The following is a 16,592-nucleotide window of genomic DNA, read 5'->3' on the forward strand; positions in this document are numbered from 1 at the left end:
CTAAATGTTATGGAACATGATCGGTATAGGGTTAATTATCGTTGCGGGTCTTGGTTATGTAGGTTTCAGATACCGCGCTTACCATCGAGAACAACGTACAGATGTGACTGAACCGGGCGGCTTCACGATTGAAAGTTTAACCGAGAAGGTAAAAAATTCACTTCATGAACTAAGCCATGGTCAGCTCGCGGATGCTGGATTGCATGAAGAGGAATATCGGAGAAGGATCAATCAGCGAGCTGAAATGCGAAAGGCACTGAAAGGTTGTGTCTCTGGTAGTATCAGTGACAAAACTTATGTCAAAAATCTAATAAGTGATCTGCTAACACGCAGCATAGGACTGAATAAATCGAATGTGGATGAAGTTATTCCTTTTGCAGAACCGGAACTGCTGACAAGTCAGGATCAATTTGAAATTGTCTTTTACCTCTACCAGCAGCAATTCGGTATGGATGCGTTATCCCGTCTAATTGATACGTATGATCTGGGTAGACTGCGAATGGAAGAAGGTATCCAGGATGGGGGAGGCTTTTATATCTCTGAAGAAGATATTCAATATGTGTTCGAATGTGAGTATCGGGAGCTTGGATTCAGAGAAAAGACGGATATCATTGTGCAACGCATCTATCAACACTACAAAGGGTTCTCAGTTGTAGATGAAATTCGAGATCAACGCATTGACGGCGTGAGTGGTGGTGTTAGCGGCATGCTTGATGCGATGCAGGATGTGCGACTTCGGCAGCCTAGTTCGTGGAATGATTTACTGGAAGCGGGGCTTGAAGATGCTCAGACGCAGGCTCCATTGAACGGTATGCAGAGTGTATGGATTTTCTATAAAGGCAAGTCGATTCATCTAGCATTTCTGTCATTTGGCAGCATCCGTGAACTGAAAAGGGTATGTCAAAATATTTATAAATATAACTATCCCGGTCAGCTATCCGAAGCGAATGGTTACAAGGTTAATGAAATGAAGGATGGTTCTCGTGTCGTCGTGGTACGTCCGCCATTTGCAGAGTCATGGGCATTCTTTGTAAGAAAATTTGATATCCCTAATGCCTCGCTGGAACAACTGATCACAGGCACGAATGCTGAGCTGCCAATAACTATACTGCAGTATTTAATGAAAGGCAGCCGAATTACTGCGGTAACTGGAGCACAGGGTTCTGGTAAAACAACTTTGTTAATGGCTATGGTGAAGCATATTTATGCATCGTATACGTTACGGGTACAAGAGATGGCGTTTGAATTGCAGCTTAGACGAATCTATAGCCGACGTAACATATTGAGTTTTCGCGAAACAGAGCACATTTCAGGGCAACAAGGACTTGATCTACAGAAAAAAACAGACGGTACAGTCAATATTCTGGGAGAAGTCGCGAGTGATGAGGTTGCTGCATGGATGATTCAGATGTCGCAAGTAGCCAGTTTGTTCACGTTGTTTACGCATCACGCTAAGACGTTTCGCGATCTGGTGTTTTCACTTCGAAATTCACTGCTCAAAACAGGAATGTTTCAGCATGAGCATATTGCCGAGGAACAGGTAGTAAGTGTCATTAATTTTGATGTACATATGAAAAAGGACGCCGAGGGACGACGGTATATTGAACGTATTACAGAGTGTTTGCCTCGGGCAGAGCAGAGCGATAGCGTTGAAGAACGTAATGGATTTACATTCCGGAATGTCGTGGAGTATCAAAATGGAGGCTATGTCGTAACAGCTCCGATCTCGGCTGGAAGTATTATAGACATGCGAGATCAGATGACGTTGCAGGATGCTGCGGAATTCGACCGATTCATCGCCCGGTATTGGGGTGACCACTATGACCATTAAATCCATACTAATTATCGTATTGGGGATATGTGTCACGGGTATGATTGTCACTTTTCTTATCCTGAGTTTACTTCGACAGAGAGGAGGTGGATTTAATAAGAATGTAGCCGCAGGGTTGGCACCTGTTAGTAATCGATCATTAAAGCTCACGTCATCCCTATTGCGACTGTATCGATGGGGGATGAAGGTTCCACTGCTATCCTCGTACATTGTACAAGTAAAAAAGCGGATTTCATTCCGACACGTTGGTGATGAACCTGCTCTCAGAAGAAGGACGATGACGGTTGTTCTGATTATTGCCGGAGGGTACGGAAGTGTCAGTCTAATCTTGTTCCTCATGCAGCCAGGTGTTGCTTTTATTATCTTGTCTGTGCTCTGCGGTGTTGTATTAAACAGTCTAATCCTAGATATGTATCTGAATCGACTCGAAAAACGACTATTGGTACAGATGCTGGAACTGTTCGCAGATGTTCGTCATCGGTATCACCAGCATGGAATGATTGAGGAGGCACTTTATGAAGCCGGCGAAGTAGGTCAGGGAGAAGCCGCAGAGCAAGTGATGCTCATATACGAAGCGCTGACTTCACCTGATCCGAGCGAAGCATTAGAACGGTACTATGAAGTTGCGCCGAATCGTTTTCTTAAAGGTTTTGCGGGAATTTCCTACATGGTAATGGAATTTGGAGATAAGGATCGAGCACAGGGGTCCATCTACCTGAAGGGATTAAGCAATCTTACGCAGGAAATTCATTTAGAAATACTGCGCCGGGATAAGTTAGATTACCTGTTAAAAGGTCTAAATATCATCGCGCTTGCTCCCGTGTTGTTCACAGCTCCCATCGAACGTTGGGCTAGAGGCAGCTTTCCAACGATGGATGAGTTCTATCGCAGCAAGCTGGGGTTCATTACCAAAATATCAATATACATCATCATCATCCTTGCTTACTTGTTATTACAACGGTTACAGCAGTATGATGAAACGCGATTTCGTGCAGGGAGAAAGCAATCTTTGTTGGCTCGTTTGTTGTATAACCAGATATTTATTCGTAAATTGGCGATGTTATTTGTTCCCAAACCAGGGAGTACACAGTACAGTCAGACAGTAAGACTTATGCGTGAGAGCAGCTCTGAATTGAAGTATGAATGGTTAGCGATTCGAAGGTTAATGTTGTTTGTAACCTGCTTCATTCTGAGTGTAACGTGCGTGTTGTTGCTACATCAGGTTGAGCGAAATCACATTATGTACGACCCGGTGCGAGATGATCGGATGTTCGGAGCAATGGCTGAAGCTGAGCTGGAGCAGGCCAAGGAAAAAGCAGCTTTGGATCGATCTGTCATGCAAAAAATTAATATGAAACGTTGGGCTAGTTATGATGAGATCGCTTTGGCTTTACAACAGAGCTCACCTATTCAACTAGACCATGATACACAAACCGAGGTTGTTGCGAGAATTATGCAAAAGATGGATTCGTATAACAAGCAGTTTTTGCACTGGTGGGAAGTGGTTATTGCTGTTGCCATCGGAATAGCGGGATTTTATCTGCCAATCTGGCTAATGCTGTTTCAGCGTAAAATGCGCAGTATGGATATGAGACATGAGATTTATCAATTCCAGACGGTCATATCAATCTTACGCGAGATGGATCGAATGTCTGTGGAGGAGATTTTGGAATGGTTAAATCGATTTTCTGTCATTTTCAAGCGTCCGCTCCAAAAGTGTCTACTGCATTTTGAACATGGACCAGAGGATGCACTGGAGCAATTAAAGTCAGATGCCGGATTACCTGAGTTTCAGCGGCTGGTAGATAAATTACAACTTGCCCTTGGTAGAATTTCAATTCGTGAAGCGTTTGATGATCTGGATAGCATGATGGCCTTTTATTTTGAGCAGCGTAAGCAGGAATATACCAAAATGATTGATGCCAAAGCAGCTTGGGGACGGATGATCGGATTTACTCCGATGTATGCTTTAATTTTTTTATACCTTGTAATTCCACTTGTAGGGATGAGTTTCTTGCAAATGAACATGTATTATGAACAGATTCAGAAGCTGTGATCAATAAAGTGTTTAAAAAGTAAAACTGATCTAGCCGTAAAACGGCTCTCGTTATAATCAAATTCTAAATTAATCGGAGGATTTTTCATGAATAATGCATCAAGCGCTTTAAAAGTGGCGGCAGGGATCTTTTTGACCATTGCGCTCATTACTATCGTGGTTTTACTTTTTATCTCTGCACAGGAAGCTACCAAGACTGCACAGAACAACTTTGCGGATATTCAGACAGAGTTGTCTCAGGCGGCTTTTACGGTATATGACGGCACCACAATTAGTGGATCACAAGTTACCAATGCATTGCGGAAATACGCAGACAAGGATCAATTCGGTATTCAAGTCATTACGGGTAAGAACAAAGGTGGACAATGGTATGGAAATGAGTTGAATATTTCTCAAGACCTCAATAATGAGAGCTATGGTTCAGTGATCAAGACGAATGAAAAGGTAGGGAATATTAATCAAACGATGAGTGAAAAAGAGAATCAGTACGTGAATCCGAGCGGGAAATTCAAAGCACTAATCGTAAAGGATAAATCGAATGTGGTCAGAGGACTCATTTTCCAGCAATCCTAACAGGGGGTTGACTATAGATGTTCAGAAACGCTCAACAACTTATGTTGTTCAGTACGGCGGTTGTCCTATTTGTGACAGCCTGCCTGTACGGGCAGCAGTTAATTAAAACGATGACGGATGCTCTTAATAATACGACACAATTCACAGTGGAGATGGAAGGAAGAATGAACACAACGCTCCGTACAACGGAGCCAAAAAGATATAGCGGTGCTGAAGTATTACATACGGTGAGACAAATGACTGGGACATCGATCACGGTGGAAGTGGATGGTCAGGCTCATCTCGTAGACCCCTTAATAAATCGCAAGAAGACTATTCCCGTGCAGCTTAACGGCTCGTACAGACCAGAGTTCATTAGAGATGAATGGGGAGGGTTGATGAGAATCCAATTCTGGAAGGAGGCCAGCGTTCATTGATTAATGCTGCATCTAAGCTACTCGCAGTTATGCTAGCTGTAATCCTGCTCTATATCTATCCAACGGCTGAAACGGCTAACCGACAGGATGACCTGGCGAGAATAACCGTGAATCAGAGCGTTGTACGTTTTGTAGATGCGGTTAGAACCAAGGGATATATCTCACCAGCCATGTACAGCGAATTGGAAGAACAACTGGCTCGAACAGGTAATGCCTATGAGATTCTAATAGAACATTTACACAAAAAATATGTGCCACACTATACTGATCCAATGAATCAAAGTACCTTCACAGGTACATATGAGACCGTAGAGGATGGATATTACACCAGTCAGATTAAAGAACGGTTATTTCCTGCTGCAGGTGGGCTAACTACGGATGATCCAGATCGTAGATATACGCTGGTCATGGGGGATTTTATTACGATTACCGTCCAAAGCACCAATCGCACATCCGGTATGTTGATCCGGGAATGGCTGAATGGAACTCCGACTGCACCTGCTGTGCTTACCACCTATGGAGGTATGGTTTTAAATGAAGATTACTGATTTCTCGATTGTGTTTGTAATTATCTTCGTGCCGTTGTTCTGGCTTGTATCTCTTCATACACGGGATGCTGAGGAAGCTCAGCTTCTAAGTCAGAAGTATAAGTCTGCATTGCAGACTGCTGTACTCGATGCAGGAGCGGTGATGCATCAAAATGAAAAGCAAAATAATGAAGCAGGTTATGATTCTACGAAATTTGTGAAGGCGGATAAGGAACTAGCCTTGCTTACATTTACACAAACGATGGCATTGAATATGGGAATTCAGGCTGATCCGGCTGCTATTCAAGCGTTATTTGATTACATACCAGCAATTGTTGTACTGGATTATGATGGATACTACATTTTAGCGAAAGAAACGGAAATGACAGGAAATGCCGAGCTTTCTTTCAAGCAAGTCTGGAGTCCCAAGAAGCCATATACATATGTAGATCCGAATGGCAGCAGCATTAACTTTACCTTGGATGGATATGTATACGCTTATGATGCTGTTCAGGGGAAGTGGATTGAAGGGTTTCAGAGTGAGTTGGCATCTAACACGCAAATCCCGTTATTACAGGATGCCGACACATTTGAGCAAGTGAGAAGAAGTTGGATTGTGACCAGTGTACAGGAGGATCTTGCTGAAATTATTAACCGCCATAATGAATTTGCACGTAGAAATGGTATCTCTTATACGTTTACATTGCCTTTAATCCCGCAAGAGGATTGGTATAATTCAATTAATGATACAGGCATTATGGCGTTTATCCAAGGTATACCTGTAGGGGATCAAAACGTTAATAATTATGCTATTGGTGGAGGCAGGCTTGTAAAGAAGACTGCTGTGGTCGGAGGAGTAGATCCAGTAACTGGAGTTAAATATTACTATCCGTCTACATGTAACTATGGTTATAGAGCAGAAGAGGTTTTTGGTGACGGAAAACAAGCTGCTGCACAAGGTTATTTTGAGCGTAATTGTTATGTCAGCGGGCAAGCTCCATAAGTGAAAAAGTTTGCAAGAAGACATTACTTTCAGAAAAGACAGGTACGTGCTAGAATAGGACTTTGGTACAATGTCTAAATTAGTGATCAAGTAATGTCAAATAGATAGGAGCAACCTCATCTTATGAGTTTATTGTCAGTTGAGAACGTGAGTCACAATTTTGGAGATCGCACGTTATTTAAAAATGTATCCTTTCGTTTACTTTCAGGTGAGCGAGTAGGTCTTGTTGGAGCAAATGGTGTAGGCAAATCCACGCTTATGAATATTTTGACCGGAAAATTGCTTAAAGATAGCGGCAAAGTTGAATGGACACCTAAAGTTCGTTACGGATATTTGGATCAGCATACCAAATTAACGCCAGGCAAAACAATCCGGGATGTGCTGAAGGATGCATTCTTGCCACTGCTTGAATTGGAAAAAGAAATGATGGCAATTACAGATCAGATGGCTGATGCTGACCCTGAGCAATTGGAACAGTTGCTTGAAGAAATGGGCGACATCCAAGAACAGTTGGAGCAGGGCGATTTTTATTTGATCGATGTGAAGGTAGAAGAGATGGCTAACGGTCTGGGGCTGTCCGTCATTGGACTTGATCGTGACGTTGCTTCACTAAGTGGGGGCCAGCGTACCAAGGTGCTCCTGGCTAAGCTTCTCTTGGAGAAGCCTACAGCGCTACTGCTCGATGAACCTACGAACTATCTGGATGTAGAGCATATTGAATGGCTGACCCGGTATTTGAAGGATTACCCGTATAGTTTTATTCTGATCTCCCATGATACAGAGTTCATGAACGAAGTAGTTAACGTGATCTATCACTTGGAATTTGCCAAGTTGACAAGATATGCAGCGAACTATAACAAGTTTCTTGAGATGGCCGATATGCAGAAAGCACAGCATATTGATGCTTATGAGAAGCAACAGGAGTACATCAAAAAGCAGGAAGACTTCATCCAGCGGAATAAAGCACGTGCTTCTACTTCAGGTCGTGCGAAGAGCCGTGAGAAGCAATTGGGTAAAATCGAACGGATTGATCGTCCGGATGAAGCAGCCAAACCTACTTTCAAATTCAAAGATGCTCGTGCCAGCAGTAAAACGGTGTTTGAGGGCATTGATTTTGAAATTGGATATTCTCATGCTTTATTACCTAAAATGACGATGACCATTGAACGTGGAGAGAAAATTGCCATCGTTGGTTGTAACGGTGTGGGTAAATCTACACTACTAAAAACGATTCTTGGTAAAATTCCGCCAATCAGCGGCAAAACATTTTTGGGAGATTATCTGGAAACGGCTTATTTCGAGCAGGAGGTACGGGCGGGGAATATCACTCCAATTGAGGATGTATGGAATGAATTTTCGCATCTGACCCAGAATGAGGTTAGGGGACATCTTGCACGTTGTGGATTAAAAAACGAACATATTACTCGTCCACTTAACATGCTAAGTGGTGGAGAACAAGCAAAAGTGCGTTTGTGCAAGTTGTTAATGCGCGAGAGTAACTGGATTTTGTTCGATGAGCCGACCAATCACCTTGATGTAACAGCCAAAGCTGAACTGAAGCGGGCCCTCCAGGAATTTAAGGGTACAGTACTTCTCGTATCTCACGAACCTGATTTTTACGAGGATTGGGTTACGAAGACGTGGGATGTTGAAGCTTGGTCTGAGAAAAATTAGTCTACGTAGCCGAACGGGATTCAGAAATCTTCGGTGACAAAAAAAGGACTCTATGGTAATATAGGCTACAACTTCATATGAACACTAGGGGGGTCGCACGATGCGGCTGAGACGGAAGAATGCGATTCCGGACCCTTTGCACCTGATCTGGATCATACCAGCGTAGGGAAGTGGCGCGTTTTCGTTTATTGGAACAGTACTCTGCATGAATGAGGTAGATGCTTGTTTCTGAGAGAACAGCATGTTGTTTCTATGAGATTTTGCAATGGGGCTAACCTTTGCATGCATAGAACCTCTGTGGCCGTTCAACACTTAATTAAACGAATCAAAGCATATATTTCGCAGCCACTCCCCTACGGGAGTGGCTTTTTTGTTATGTCATTGGTCAAGAGAGGAGGTTATCGTTTGGTAATTACAGAAGAGCATGACTCCGATGTCACAGCTTCTTTTGAGCTGCATGTTATCTCTCAAGGCGTAGGGAATTTGCACAACTTTGTAAGTGTATCGAAGGATATTTGGCCATGGGTCGACTATATTCATATTCGGGAAAAACAACAGCCGCCTGAACAGCGTTGGGAGTGGGCAAACAAACTGCATGAATCAGGGGTTCCTTCAGATCGTATTGTAGTCAATGGTGTGCATGAAGTGGGTCAAGGTGGAGGATTCGCAGGTGTCCATTGGGGTCAGGCAGATTTCTCACAAAGCACGATATCTATAGGAGATATGCGAAAGCGAATTCGCATTGGTGTGTCCGTTCATTCTGTAGATGAAGCAAAGGCTGCTGAGCAACAAGGCGTAGACTATGTTATTTTCGGTCATATCTATAACTCTAATAGTAAACCAGGAATCAAACCCAGAGGACTGAAGCAACTTGCTGAAGTATGCGCTACAGTGAACGTTCCAGTAATTGCAATTGGTGGCATTGGGATCGAGCATGTTCGTGATCTTCGCAGTGCAGGAGCAAGAGGCTTAGCAGTCATATCACATATCTGGGCGAGCGAGCATCCAAAGCAAGCGGTTAGTTCACTAAAACAGGCGATCGTTGAATCGGAAGGTTAATCTTGAGCAAGGAGATGAGATGGTGAACGATAGAGCGAGAGTTTGGAGCCGAAGTAGTAACCGAGATTTGCGTAAAACCTTGTCCCGCAGTAGAACCAATGCTGGAATCCATGGAAAGCTTCATGCAGAAACGATTGTGATTGGTGGGGGCGTGATTGGTTGTGCGATTGCCTATGAGCTTGCTGCACGAGGAAAAGATGTTCTTCTAATTGAGCGTGGACGGATCGCTGAGGGTGCATCTTGTGCAGCAGCTGGCATGATTGCAGCAGATAGTGAGCACTTTTCTTCGCCAATGATGTTGAACTTGGCAACCATGAGCAGACAGTTACTTCATGAGCAGTACGAACAGCTGAGTTCCCTGAGTGAGATCCATATTGGATTTCAACAAAATGGTTTTATCACGCCTATCCGTCTTAAACATGATTTAAGTAATGATTCCATAGTTCCCAGACTACGATCACTAGCTACTGAAATTTGGTGGGATGGTACTACGGCACAACAAGAAGCTCCATGGTTAAACAAAGATATTTATGGTGCCTATTATCGACCGTTGGAATGTGACGTGCTGCCTGTCAATTTGACTCAAGCTTATGCAAGATCAGCCCAGGCTCTAGGAGCTCGAATTGTTGAGGGCGTTCATCAAGTTAATCTTCGCGCGGATGCAAACAGAATACAAGCCGTGGAAACTTCCATTGGAACGATGACATGTCAAAATGTCATTGTTGCTAATGGTATACAAGGCGAAGAGTTAATGAAGCAGGTTGGACTTCATTTGCCAATCTTACCTGTCAAAGGCGAAATTGCAGCAGTACAGTTCTCAGATCATTCTGGACAACTTGTCCCAGACAAAACGGTCTATGCAGAGGACATTTATATCGTGCCTAAAGCCAATGGAGAAGTATGGATTGGTGCGACAGTTCTACCGGGGAAATCTGATCTGCATGTTACAGCTGCTGGTTTGCAAAAACTGCTTGAACGGGCTGCCAACTGGGTGCCTGGCATTGCAGAAGCTCATTTTGTACGGGCATGGGCCGGAGTAAGGCCTTCAACACCTGATGGATTACCTTACCTGGGCGCATGTGAGAGCATATCTGGTTTGTATGCAGCTGTTGGACATCATCGCAACGGAATCTTGTTAAGCGCCGTAACGGGTAGCTTACTCGCTGATTTTATCGAAGGTAAATCTTCTGAGGAGCTGAATATGCAAGGTTGTCGTCCAGAACGCTTCATTAAAAGGGGGATCTTGCATTGAATATTATAGTCAATGGTCAACGAATGGAGATTGAAGACCGTTTGAACCGTGTAGATAAACTGCTGCACTCATTTGATCTTCATGTGAAAACAGTGGTTGTTGAGTTGAATCGCCAGATTCTTACCCGTGAACATCATGAGACGACCCATTTAAAAGATGGGGATCGGGTTGAAATTGTACATTTTGTAGGAGGAGGTTAAGTAATGTTGAAAATTGGGGAACATGTCTTTCAGTCTAGATTATTGTTGGGTACAGGTAAGTTTGACGATTTAGAGGTGCAGTCTCAGGCTATTGAAGCCTCAGGTACAGAGGTACTTACGTTTGCTGTGAGACGTCTTAACCTTGAAGAGCGTAACAAAAAGCATTTTCTCGATATGGTAGATTTGGATCGCTACACCTTGCTGCCTAACACTGCGGGTGCTTCTACGGCAGAAGAAGCTGTTCGTATTGCTGAACTCGCCCGTGCTTCCGGACTTTGTGATATGATAAAAGTAGAAGTGATTGGCGATGGAATTACACTGTTACCAGACCCGATTGAAACGTATAAAGCCTGTGAGATGCTGCTACATAAAGGCTTTACGGTTCTTCCTTATATATCTGATGATGTAATCTTGGCGAAACGGCTCCAGTTACTTGGCGTACACGCTGTGATGCCTGGGGCTTCACCAATTGGATCAGGTAAGGGAATCATGAATCCATACAACCTCGAAGTTATTATTGAACAGGCGGTTGTCCCTGTGATTGTGGATGCTGGACTTCGATCACCTAGTGATGCTGCTCGTGCAATGGAAATGGGAGCAGACGCTGTGTTGTTGAATACAGCAGTTTCTGGGTCAGGTTATCCTGTTGATATGGCAAAGGCCATGAGACTCGGGGTAGAGGCAGGAAGATTGGCATATGAGGCAGGAATGATTCCAGTTAAGCGTTATGCAGCAGCGAGTAGTCCGGCGGAAGGAATGATTCATACATGATGAATGAGACGTGTTCACCTGACCAAGGAGATCGATATTCCAGACAAGAGCGTTATGCTCCCCTTGGCAAGGAAGGACAGCGCAAATTAAGTAACGGTAAAGTTTTGATCGTTGGTGCAGGTGCATTAGGAACCGGTATTGCGGAGACGCTGGTACGTTCCGGTGTAGGACATGTCACAATTGTAGATCGTGACTATGTAGAGTGGAGCAACTTGCAGCGACAGCAACTATATATTGAACAGGATGCAATGGAGAGAATGCCCAAAGCGATAGCCGCACAAAAGCATCTCAGTGCAATTAATTCCACAGTTACCGTTAAGGGAATTGTAATGGATGTAAGGGCAGATGAGTTAGAGGATTTAATTCCAAATGTTGATCTAATTATGGATGCAACAGATAACTTTGATACGAGGTTATTGATCAATGATATGTGCCAGAAATACCGCATTCCATGGATATATGGCGGATGTGTCGGCAGTTATGGAATTACGTACACATTTATCCCTGGTGAGACACCTTGTTTGAATTGTTTGCTGGGAGAGGTTCCACTTGGAGGCGATACTTGCGATACCTCCGGAATTATTCCTCAGGCTGTACAGATGGTAACAGCGAATCAAACAGCTGAAGCGTTGAAATGGTTAAGTGGCCATCCAGAGGCGTTAAGACGGAAGTTATTATCCTTCGATCTATGGCGCAATGAATACATTTCAATTAACGTGGATGGTGCGAAAAAGCAACAATGTGCTTCCTGTGGTGAAACAGCGACTTATCCGTATCTCTCTGCTTCAAATCTGGAGAAGACGGACGTGTTATGTGGCAGAGACACAGTACAGATTCGCCCGGCACGCCCAACAAAACTTGATCTAGAGCATACAGCTGAGCGCTTACGCGGACTTGATGAAGGTCAGGTTGAGGCTAATCCCTTTTTAGTTTCGTTCACAACGGGAGCGCAACGAATGGTTATTTTCCAGGACGGACGTATTCTTGTGCATGGAACGAAAGATACAGCAGAAGCGCGAACGCTTGTACATCGTTACTTTGGTTAAGTGGTGAATTTACCCGACAAACATTAACGATATGAACTAACGATTTAATTAAAAATATGAAGCAGAAATATGATGTGAAGATTTGAATTCAGTATACAAACCCAAGATACAGACTCAAGATATACACTCAAGATATAAACTATCTAAGTCCATTCCTAAGGAATGGACTTTTTAGTTATGCGGCATGATAAGCAGATAACGAAATGTTGTTCTGCATCTTTGTGTTTATTTGTGATCCTTAATCATTGTGCAGAAATATCATGGCGAAGTTTGAGATAAGCCGGGTGAATACTACATGCAAACATCCATCCTTTTGGTGGGAACGACAGAGCGAACCACATCCATTAAAGTTGTGTTACTGAATCATTCATATACTGTTGTGGATCTTAGTTGGCAACAATTGCAACAAGAGCGAGATGCACAACTGGAATCGATCCGTATGATCATTCTCTTGCATGATACGGATTCACGGGAAGAGCTTTCGGAAGGTATTGAGCGGTTAGCTCAAAAGAGTAAGCCTGTCCCAATAGTGGTACTTACATACCAGGCAATGGATGAAGAGATTGTTCATTGGCTCGATCTTGGGGCAAACGATGTAATTCTAGAGCCCGTTCACTCGAGTGTCCTATTGGCACGGATTCGTAATTTGTTAAGACTATTTGTGAGTGTAGGTCAGATGGATGAAGAGGTCATCGTTGTGCATGATCTTAAAGTGAATTTGCGTTCTCGCCGAGTGAGCCGTGCGGGGGAATATTTGATGTTAACACCTAAGGAGTACGAATTGTTGGAGTATTTGGCTCGTCATGTTAATGAGGCGTGCACGCGTAGTATGATTTTGAGTGAAGTATGGGGATACGAATTTGCAATGGATACGAATGTCGTAGACGTATATATTAAACACCTACGCGTAAAAGTAGACAAAGGGCGACCCCAGAAATTGATCCATACGGTACGTGGAGTGGGTTATATGCTTCATACCTGAGTACTGGGGATTGATCAATAATTATGGATGGTTCTCTGGATACCCTGTAGCAAATTAGAACAAACAAAAAGAACCGAATCCATGGATTCGGTTCAATTCAAGTTGTCCGTATCGTTTGCAATTAAGCTCTATAGTACGCGACGAGCTTTGATATAGGTTCTTTTCCAAGTGCCAGAGTCCAAATCTGACAGAGTTACACCCGGAGATCCGTAAGTGTGGAGAATCTTGCCATTTCCTGCATATACTCCGACATGAGTAACGTTAGAACCAGTAGAGCGGCTACCGCTGGAGAAGAAGACAAGGTCGCCTACACGTAGGTTAGCTTTAGATACAGCTTTACCTTCTTTGGATTGCTTCACGGATGTACGTGGCAAGTCAACGCCATATTTCTTGAAAATATACTTCATAAATGAAGAGCAATCAAAATATTTTGTTGTTGTGGTTGAAGCGCCAAATTTATATGGAGTTCCAGTGAACTTTTTACCATAGTTTACAATTTGCTGTCCAGTTGATACCGATGCGGTTGCTGCTTGTGCAACGGGTGCGTTAGTCATAAGAACTGCTCCAAAACCAAGTGTAGCGCACAACCCGACGGTTACGGCCTTTTGGACTAAGATGTTTGTTTTCATGTAAGTACCTCCAAAATTCGTTTTCGTTAAGTTGCTAGAGCTACTATAACAGGTTTGTAACAGCCTAGAAATTGGATAGGTGTGCACAATCCCTTGTGTCGCAAAGCATTGGATATCATTATTAAAAAACAATTAAAAATGTCAAAAAATTAATCATTGACGGACATCCATTTGGAGAAAAATAAAAAAGACCCTTGATATTCAAGGGTCTTTACGTGAATTCCACTTAATTTAAGTTTGAATCATGGGTTACAAAAAAGTAACTATTTAAGATTCTAATCTAATCTTTGCTCTGGATAATTAGCAATAATCCGCTATCAATAGAGACGGTTCCAGACTTACCTAACAATTTGTTGCTGATCCCTAATGACTGTCCCATTCGCAGAGTGGCTTCCTGCAGTGGATATTGGAATCCTTTTAAGTTAATCCCTGTTACTTCTGGTGTCAAAGGTAATAAAGAGACATACTCATAGCCATGGTCTTCGACTACGGCTTCGGATGTCGTTAACATCATGAGGTTATTTTTGTCTTGCAGCGAACAGGAGATATGACGCTGCATCGCACGAACCATAATATGTACGTTTGCCAAAGTGTGATCCATGCGTGTCCCTGTAGCACCTAACATTAGAATATGGGTTGGCTCGTGATCCAAGGCTGTCTCAAAAGCCATCTCTGTATCTGTCCAGTCTTTAAGTACAGGATCCACCACAATCATCCGTCCACTTTTTTCACGAACTAATTGTTGTTCCTCTTCTGTAATGGAGTCAAAATCCCCAACGGCGATATCCGGCGTAATCCCATGTTCAATGAGGAATAACGCCCCTCGGTCTGCTGCGATAATCATGTCATCCTTATGAAGTGCCTCTAGGAACTCAGGAAACAGCTCCCCACCGGTAAAAATGACAATACGTTTCATGGTCATTCTATTCATCCTTCCTTCTAATGAAGAAATTATATCATTTTTTTATGTTGATTCGAAACTCTACTATCAGATGTAGCTATACTTCATTTGGGCTCAAATTTCTAGAAGGAAGGTCATGTGGGGTTCTAAATTCAAAAATACAACTGCGAAATGTTTGAGAACATTAGTATAGATATGCGGATATTTATAGAGCAGGTGTATAGTAATATGAATAAATTGATGTTTTTTTACTGGATTGCAGGCTAGTTTGGTTCGATTTCAACAAAATACACGTACATTTGATAAAATGTTGTTGCTTAATTTTAGTACTCGCGGATACAATGGGTAGAGCGACATGGAGATGACTTGAAAAGTGAGGTTTGAACAGGTTGGACTTACACATTTTTGAAGTGTTCAGTATTATAGGGACGATTGCGTTTGCGATGTCCGGTGCCTTTGTGGCGATGGAAGAGGAGTATGATATCCTAGGAGTGCTGGTACTGGGTCTTGTGACAGCCTTTGGCGGAGGTATAATCCGTAATGTGCTGATCGGAGTGCCGGTAACTACTTTATGGAGTCAGGGCGGTCTTATTATGCTGGCACTCGTATCAGTTGCCATTGCATTTGTTCTTCCTTTGCAATGGATCAGTCATTGGAAGCGAACGGAAGCGCTGTTTGATGCGATCGGACTTGCGGCATTTGCGATTCAAGGTGGTTTGTACGCTGCCAAAATGGGACATCCCGTGAGTGCAGTGATTGTAGCTGCAGTGATGACTGGTATTGGCGGGGGGATTATCCGGGACTTGCTCGCAGGACGGAAGCCGCTCGTGTTACGTGACGAAATATACGCAGTGTGGGCAATGGCTGCTGGATTTACGATTGGAATGGGCTGGTTCACAAGCAATATTGGGCTGCTAATCTGTTTTGCAGGGGTTGTGTTCTTCCGGATGTGTTCTGTACATTATAAATGGAAACTGCCACGCCGTTCACTTGTTGCATCGGACAGCATCCAACCACAGGCAACACAGACTGCGTTAAGTCATACGTTAAGCAAGGGGGAATAATTAAAATGATTCGAGTTTTATTCGTTTGTCTTGGAAATATTTGCCGATCACCTATGGCTGAAGCTGTGCTGCGCCACAAAATTGAAGAACGCGGATTAGCACAGCAGATTGAAGTTGATTCAGCAGGAACAGGGGACTGGCATGTAGGTAAACCTCCTCATGAGGGAACTCGCAAACTGTTAGATAGCGTTCAAATCTCTTATGCCAATATGGCTGCAAGACAGTTCGCAAGTAATGACTTCGAGCAATTCGATTATATTGTCTGCATGGACAACTCTAATGAAGCGAATGTTCGCAAAGTTATAGGTGGTGTAGATGCAGATATCATCAAACTTATGGATCTGCTACCTCATGAAGTACTACGTGAAGTTCCCGATCCATATCATACTGGAAATTTTGAGGAAGTGTATCAATTGGTTGATGCAGGCTGCGATGTATTATTGGAACGAATTACTGCAGAACATGCATTGTCTTAAGATTTTGTAAGGCGTTTTGTAAAAAGTAATGGAATGAATACGAGTAGAGCTGGGTTAAAGAACAACATCCAGCTTTTTTATTGCAGATAAATGTAAGCGATAACATAAAAGAGTGAAACAAAAGCGGCATTT

Annotated in this window: 17 protein-coding genes and 1 riboswitch; of the genes, 15 read left to right on the plus strand and 2 right to left on the minus strand. The window is 43.1% G+C overall.

Annotated features, from left to right (window positions below; genetic code table 11):
* Nucleotides 1-4: 4 nt before the first annotated feature.
* The 13 genes from ASD24_RS00745 (at nucleotide 5) to ASD24_RS00805 (ending at nucleotide 13,390) form a co-directional block, all read left to right on the plus strand.
* Nucleotides 5-1,831 (plus strand): ATPase, T2SS/T4P/T4SS family, encoded by a 1,827-nt coding sequence (locus tag ASD24_RS00745; RefSeq protein WP_056690023.1) that lies wholly within the window; start codon nucleotides 5-7, stop codon nucleotides 1,829-1,831.
* The gene (locus ASD24_RS00750; protein ID WP_056690026.1) at nucleotides 1,821-3,887 is read left to right on the plus strand and encodes a hypothetical protein; all 2,067 of its coding nucleotides are present in this window, start codon (nucleotides 1,821-1,823) and stop codon (nucleotides 3,885-3,887) included. Before ASD24_RS00745 ends, ASD24_RS00750 begins: the two co-directional genes overlap by 11 nt.
* 87 nt (nucleotides 3,888-3,974) lie before the next feature.
* Nucleotides 3,975-4,460 carry a hypothetical protein gene (locus ASD24_RS00755; protein WP_056690030.1) on the plus strand — a complete coding sequence of 162 codons (486 nt, stop codon included), beginning with the start codon at nucleotides 3,975-3,977 and terminating at the stop codon, nucleotides 4,458-4,460.
* 17 nt (nucleotides 4,461-4,477) lie between these two features.
* The gene (locus ASD24_RS00760; protein ID WP_056690033.1) at nucleotides 4,478-4,876 is read left to right on the plus strand and encodes a hypothetical protein; all 399 of its coding nucleotides are present in this window, start codon (nucleotides 4,478-4,480) and stop codon (nucleotides 4,874-4,876) included.
* Nucleotides 4,873-5,424: a hypothetical protein gene (locus tag ASD24_RS00765; protein ID WP_056690036.1), complete on the plus strand. Its 552-nt coding sequence runs from the start codon at nucleotides 4,873-4,875 to the stop codon at nucleotides 5,422-5,424. The genes ASD24_RS00760 and ASD24_RS00765 overlap by 4 nt, the downstream gene beginning before the upstream one ends.
* Nucleotides 5,411-6,406, plus strand: a complete 996-nt coding sequence (locus tag ASD24_RS00770) for a hypothetical protein (RefSeq protein ID WP_056690039.1) — start codon at nucleotides 5,411-5,413, stop codon at nucleotides 6,404-6,406. Before ASD24_RS00765 ends, ASD24_RS00770 begins: the two co-directional genes overlap by 14 nt.
* A 123-nt stretch (nucleotides 6,407-6,529) precedes the next feature.
* Nucleotides 6,530-8,080, plus strand: a complete 1,551-nt coding sequence (gene abc-f / locus ASD24_RS00775) for a ribosomal protection-like ABC-F family protein (protein ID WP_056690043.1) — start codon at nucleotides 6,530-6,532, stop codon at nucleotides 8,078-8,080.
* A 76-nt stretch (nucleotides 8,081-8,156) separates the two neighbouring features.
* A riboswitch (TPP riboswitch) is annotated at nucleotides 8,157-8,266 on the plus strand.
* 219 nt (nucleotides 8,267-8,485) lie between these two features.
* Nucleotides 8,486-9,139 carry a thiamine phosphate synthase gene (locus ASD24_RS00780; RefSeq protein ID WP_056690045.1) on the plus strand — a complete coding sequence of 218 codons (654 nt, stop codon included), beginning with the start codon at nucleotides 8,486-8,488 and terminating at the stop codon, nucleotides 9,137-9,139.
* 19 nt (nucleotides 9,140-9,158) lie between these two features.
* Complete coding sequence (gene thiO / locus ASD24_RS00785) at nucleotides 9,159-10,391, plus strand: glycine oxidase ThiO (RefSeq protein WP_056690047.1); 1,233 nt, start codon at nucleotides 9,159-9,161, stop codon at nucleotides 10,389-10,391.
* Entirely contained in the window at nucleotides 10,388-10,591 is a 204-nt protein-coding gene (gene thiS, locus ASD24_RS00790) for a sulfur carrier protein ThiS (RefSeq protein WP_056690049.1), read from the plus strand. Before thiO ends, thiS begins: the two co-directional genes overlap by 4 nt.
* A 3-nt stretch (nucleotides 10,592-10,594) precedes the next feature.
* Nucleotides 10,595-11,362: a thiazole synthase gene (locus ASD24_RS00795; RefSeq protein WP_056690052.1), complete on the plus strand. Its 768-nt coding sequence runs from the start codon at nucleotides 10,595-10,597 to the stop codon at nucleotides 11,360-11,362.
* The gene (locus tag ASD24_RS00800) at nucleotides 11,359-12,408 is read left to right on the plus strand and encodes a thiazole biosynthesis adenylyltransferase ThiF (RefSeq protein WP_156395284.1); all 1,050 of its coding nucleotides are present in this window, start codon (nucleotides 11,359-11,361) and stop codon (nucleotides 12,406-12,408) included. Before ASD24_RS00795 ends, ASD24_RS00800 begins: the two co-directional genes overlap by 4 nt.
* A gap of 295 nt (nucleotides 12,409-12,703) precedes the next feature.
* Complete coding sequence (locus tag ASD24_RS00805; RefSeq protein ID WP_056690056.1) at nucleotides 12,704-13,390, plus strand: winged helix-turn-helix domain-containing protein; 687 nt, start codon at nucleotides 12,704-12,706, stop codon at nucleotides 13,388-13,390.
* Nucleotides 13,391-13,518: 128 nt separating this feature from the next.
* Here ASD24_RS00805 and ASD24_RS00810 read toward each other — a convergent pair whose 3' ends face one another.
* Complete coding sequence (locus tag ASD24_RS00810) at nucleotides 13,519-14,019, minus strand: C40 family peptidase (protein WP_056690059.1); 501 nt, start codon at nucleotides 14,017-14,019, stop codon at nucleotides 13,519-13,521.
* Between the two features lie 280 nt (nucleotides 14,020-14,299).
* Nucleotides 14,300-14,941: a thiamine diphosphokinase gene (locus ASD24_RS00815; protein ID WP_056690061.1), complete on the minus strand. Its 642-nt coding sequence runs from the start codon at nucleotides 14,939-14,941 to the stop codon at nucleotides 14,300-14,302.
* A 368-nt stretch (nucleotides 14,942-15,309) separates the two neighbouring features.
* Between ASD24_RS00815 and ASD24_RS00820 the strand changes: the two genes are divergently transcribed.
* Complete coding sequence (locus tag ASD24_RS00820; RefSeq protein ID WP_082560221.1) at nucleotides 15,310-15,984, plus strand: trimeric intracellular cation channel family protein; 675 nt, start codon at nucleotides 15,310-15,312, stop codon at nucleotides 15,982-15,984.
* A 5-nt stretch (nucleotides 15,985-15,989) separates the two neighbouring features.
* The gene (locus tag ASD24_RS00825; RefSeq protein WP_056690064.1) at nucleotides 15,990-16,460 is read left to right on the plus strand and encodes a low molecular weight protein-tyrosine-phosphatase; all 471 of its coding nucleotides are present in this window, start codon (nucleotides 15,990-15,992) and stop codon (nucleotides 16,458-16,460) included.
* The last annotated feature ends 132 nt before the right edge of the window (nucleotides 16,461-16,592 follow it).

The sequence above is a fragment of the Paenibacillus sp. Root52 genome, from assembly GCF_001426865.1.
In the GTDB taxonomy this organism is placed as follows: Bacteria; Bacillota; Bacilli; order Paenibacillales; family Paenibacillaceae; genus Paenibacillus.

What these genes read in the sequence shown, in the direction of transcription:
- ASD24_RS00745 (WP_056690023.1), top strand. Translation starts at nt 5, where the DNA reads ATGTTATGGAACATGATCGGTATAGGGTTAATTATCGTTGCGGGTCTT.
- ASD24_RS00750 (WP_056690026.1), top strand. Translation starts at nt 1,821, where the DNA reads ATGACCATTAAATCCATACTAATTATCGTATTGGGGATATGTGTCACG.
- ASD24_RS00755 (WP_056690030.1), top strand. Translation starts at nt 3,975, where the DNA reads ATGAATAATGCATCAAGCGCTTTAAAAGTGGCGGCAGGGATCTTTTTG.
- ASD24_RS00760 (WP_056690033.1), top strand. Translation starts at nt 4,478, where the DNA reads ATGTTCAGAAACGCTCAACAACTTATGTTGTTCAGTACGGCGGTTGTC.
- ASD24_RS00770 (WP_056690039.1), top strand. Translation starts at nt 5,411, where the DNA reads ATGAAGATTACTGATTTCTCGATTGTGTTTGTAATTATCTTCGTGCCG.
- abc-f (WP_056690043.1), top strand. Translation starts at nt 6,530, where the DNA reads ATGAGTTTATTGTCAGTTGAGAACGTGAGTCACAATTTTGGAGATCGC.
- thiO (WP_056690047.1), top strand. Translation starts at nt 9,159, where the DNA reads ATGGTGAACGATAGAGCGAGAGTTTGGAGCCGAAGTAGTAACCGAGAT.
- ASD24_RS00795 (WP_056690052.1), top strand. Translation starts at nt 10,595, where the DNA reads ATGTTGAAAATTGGGGAACATGTCTTTCAGTCTAGATTATTGTTGGGT.
- ASD24_RS00800 (WP_156395284.1), top strand. Translation starts at nt 11,359, where the DNA reads ATGATGAATGAGACGTGTTCACCTGACCAAGGAGATCGATATTCCAGA.
- ASD24_RS00805 (WP_056690056.1), top strand. Translation starts at nt 12,704, where the DNA reads ATGCAAACATCCATCCTTTTGGTGGGAACGACAGAGCGAACCACATCC.
- ASD24_RS00810 (WP_056690059.1), bottom strand. Translation starts at nt 14,019, where the DNA reads ATGAAAACAAACATCTTAGTCCAAAAGGCCGTAACCGTCGGGTTGTGC.
- ASD24_RS00815 (WP_056690061.1), bottom strand. Translation starts at nt 14,941, where the DNA reads ATGACCATGAAACGTATTGTCATTTTTACCGGTGGGGAGCTGTTTCCT.
- ASD24_RS00825 (WP_056690064.1), top strand. Translation starts at nt 15,990, where the DNA reads ATGATTCGAGTTTTATTCGTTTGTCTTGGAAATATTTGCCGATCACCT.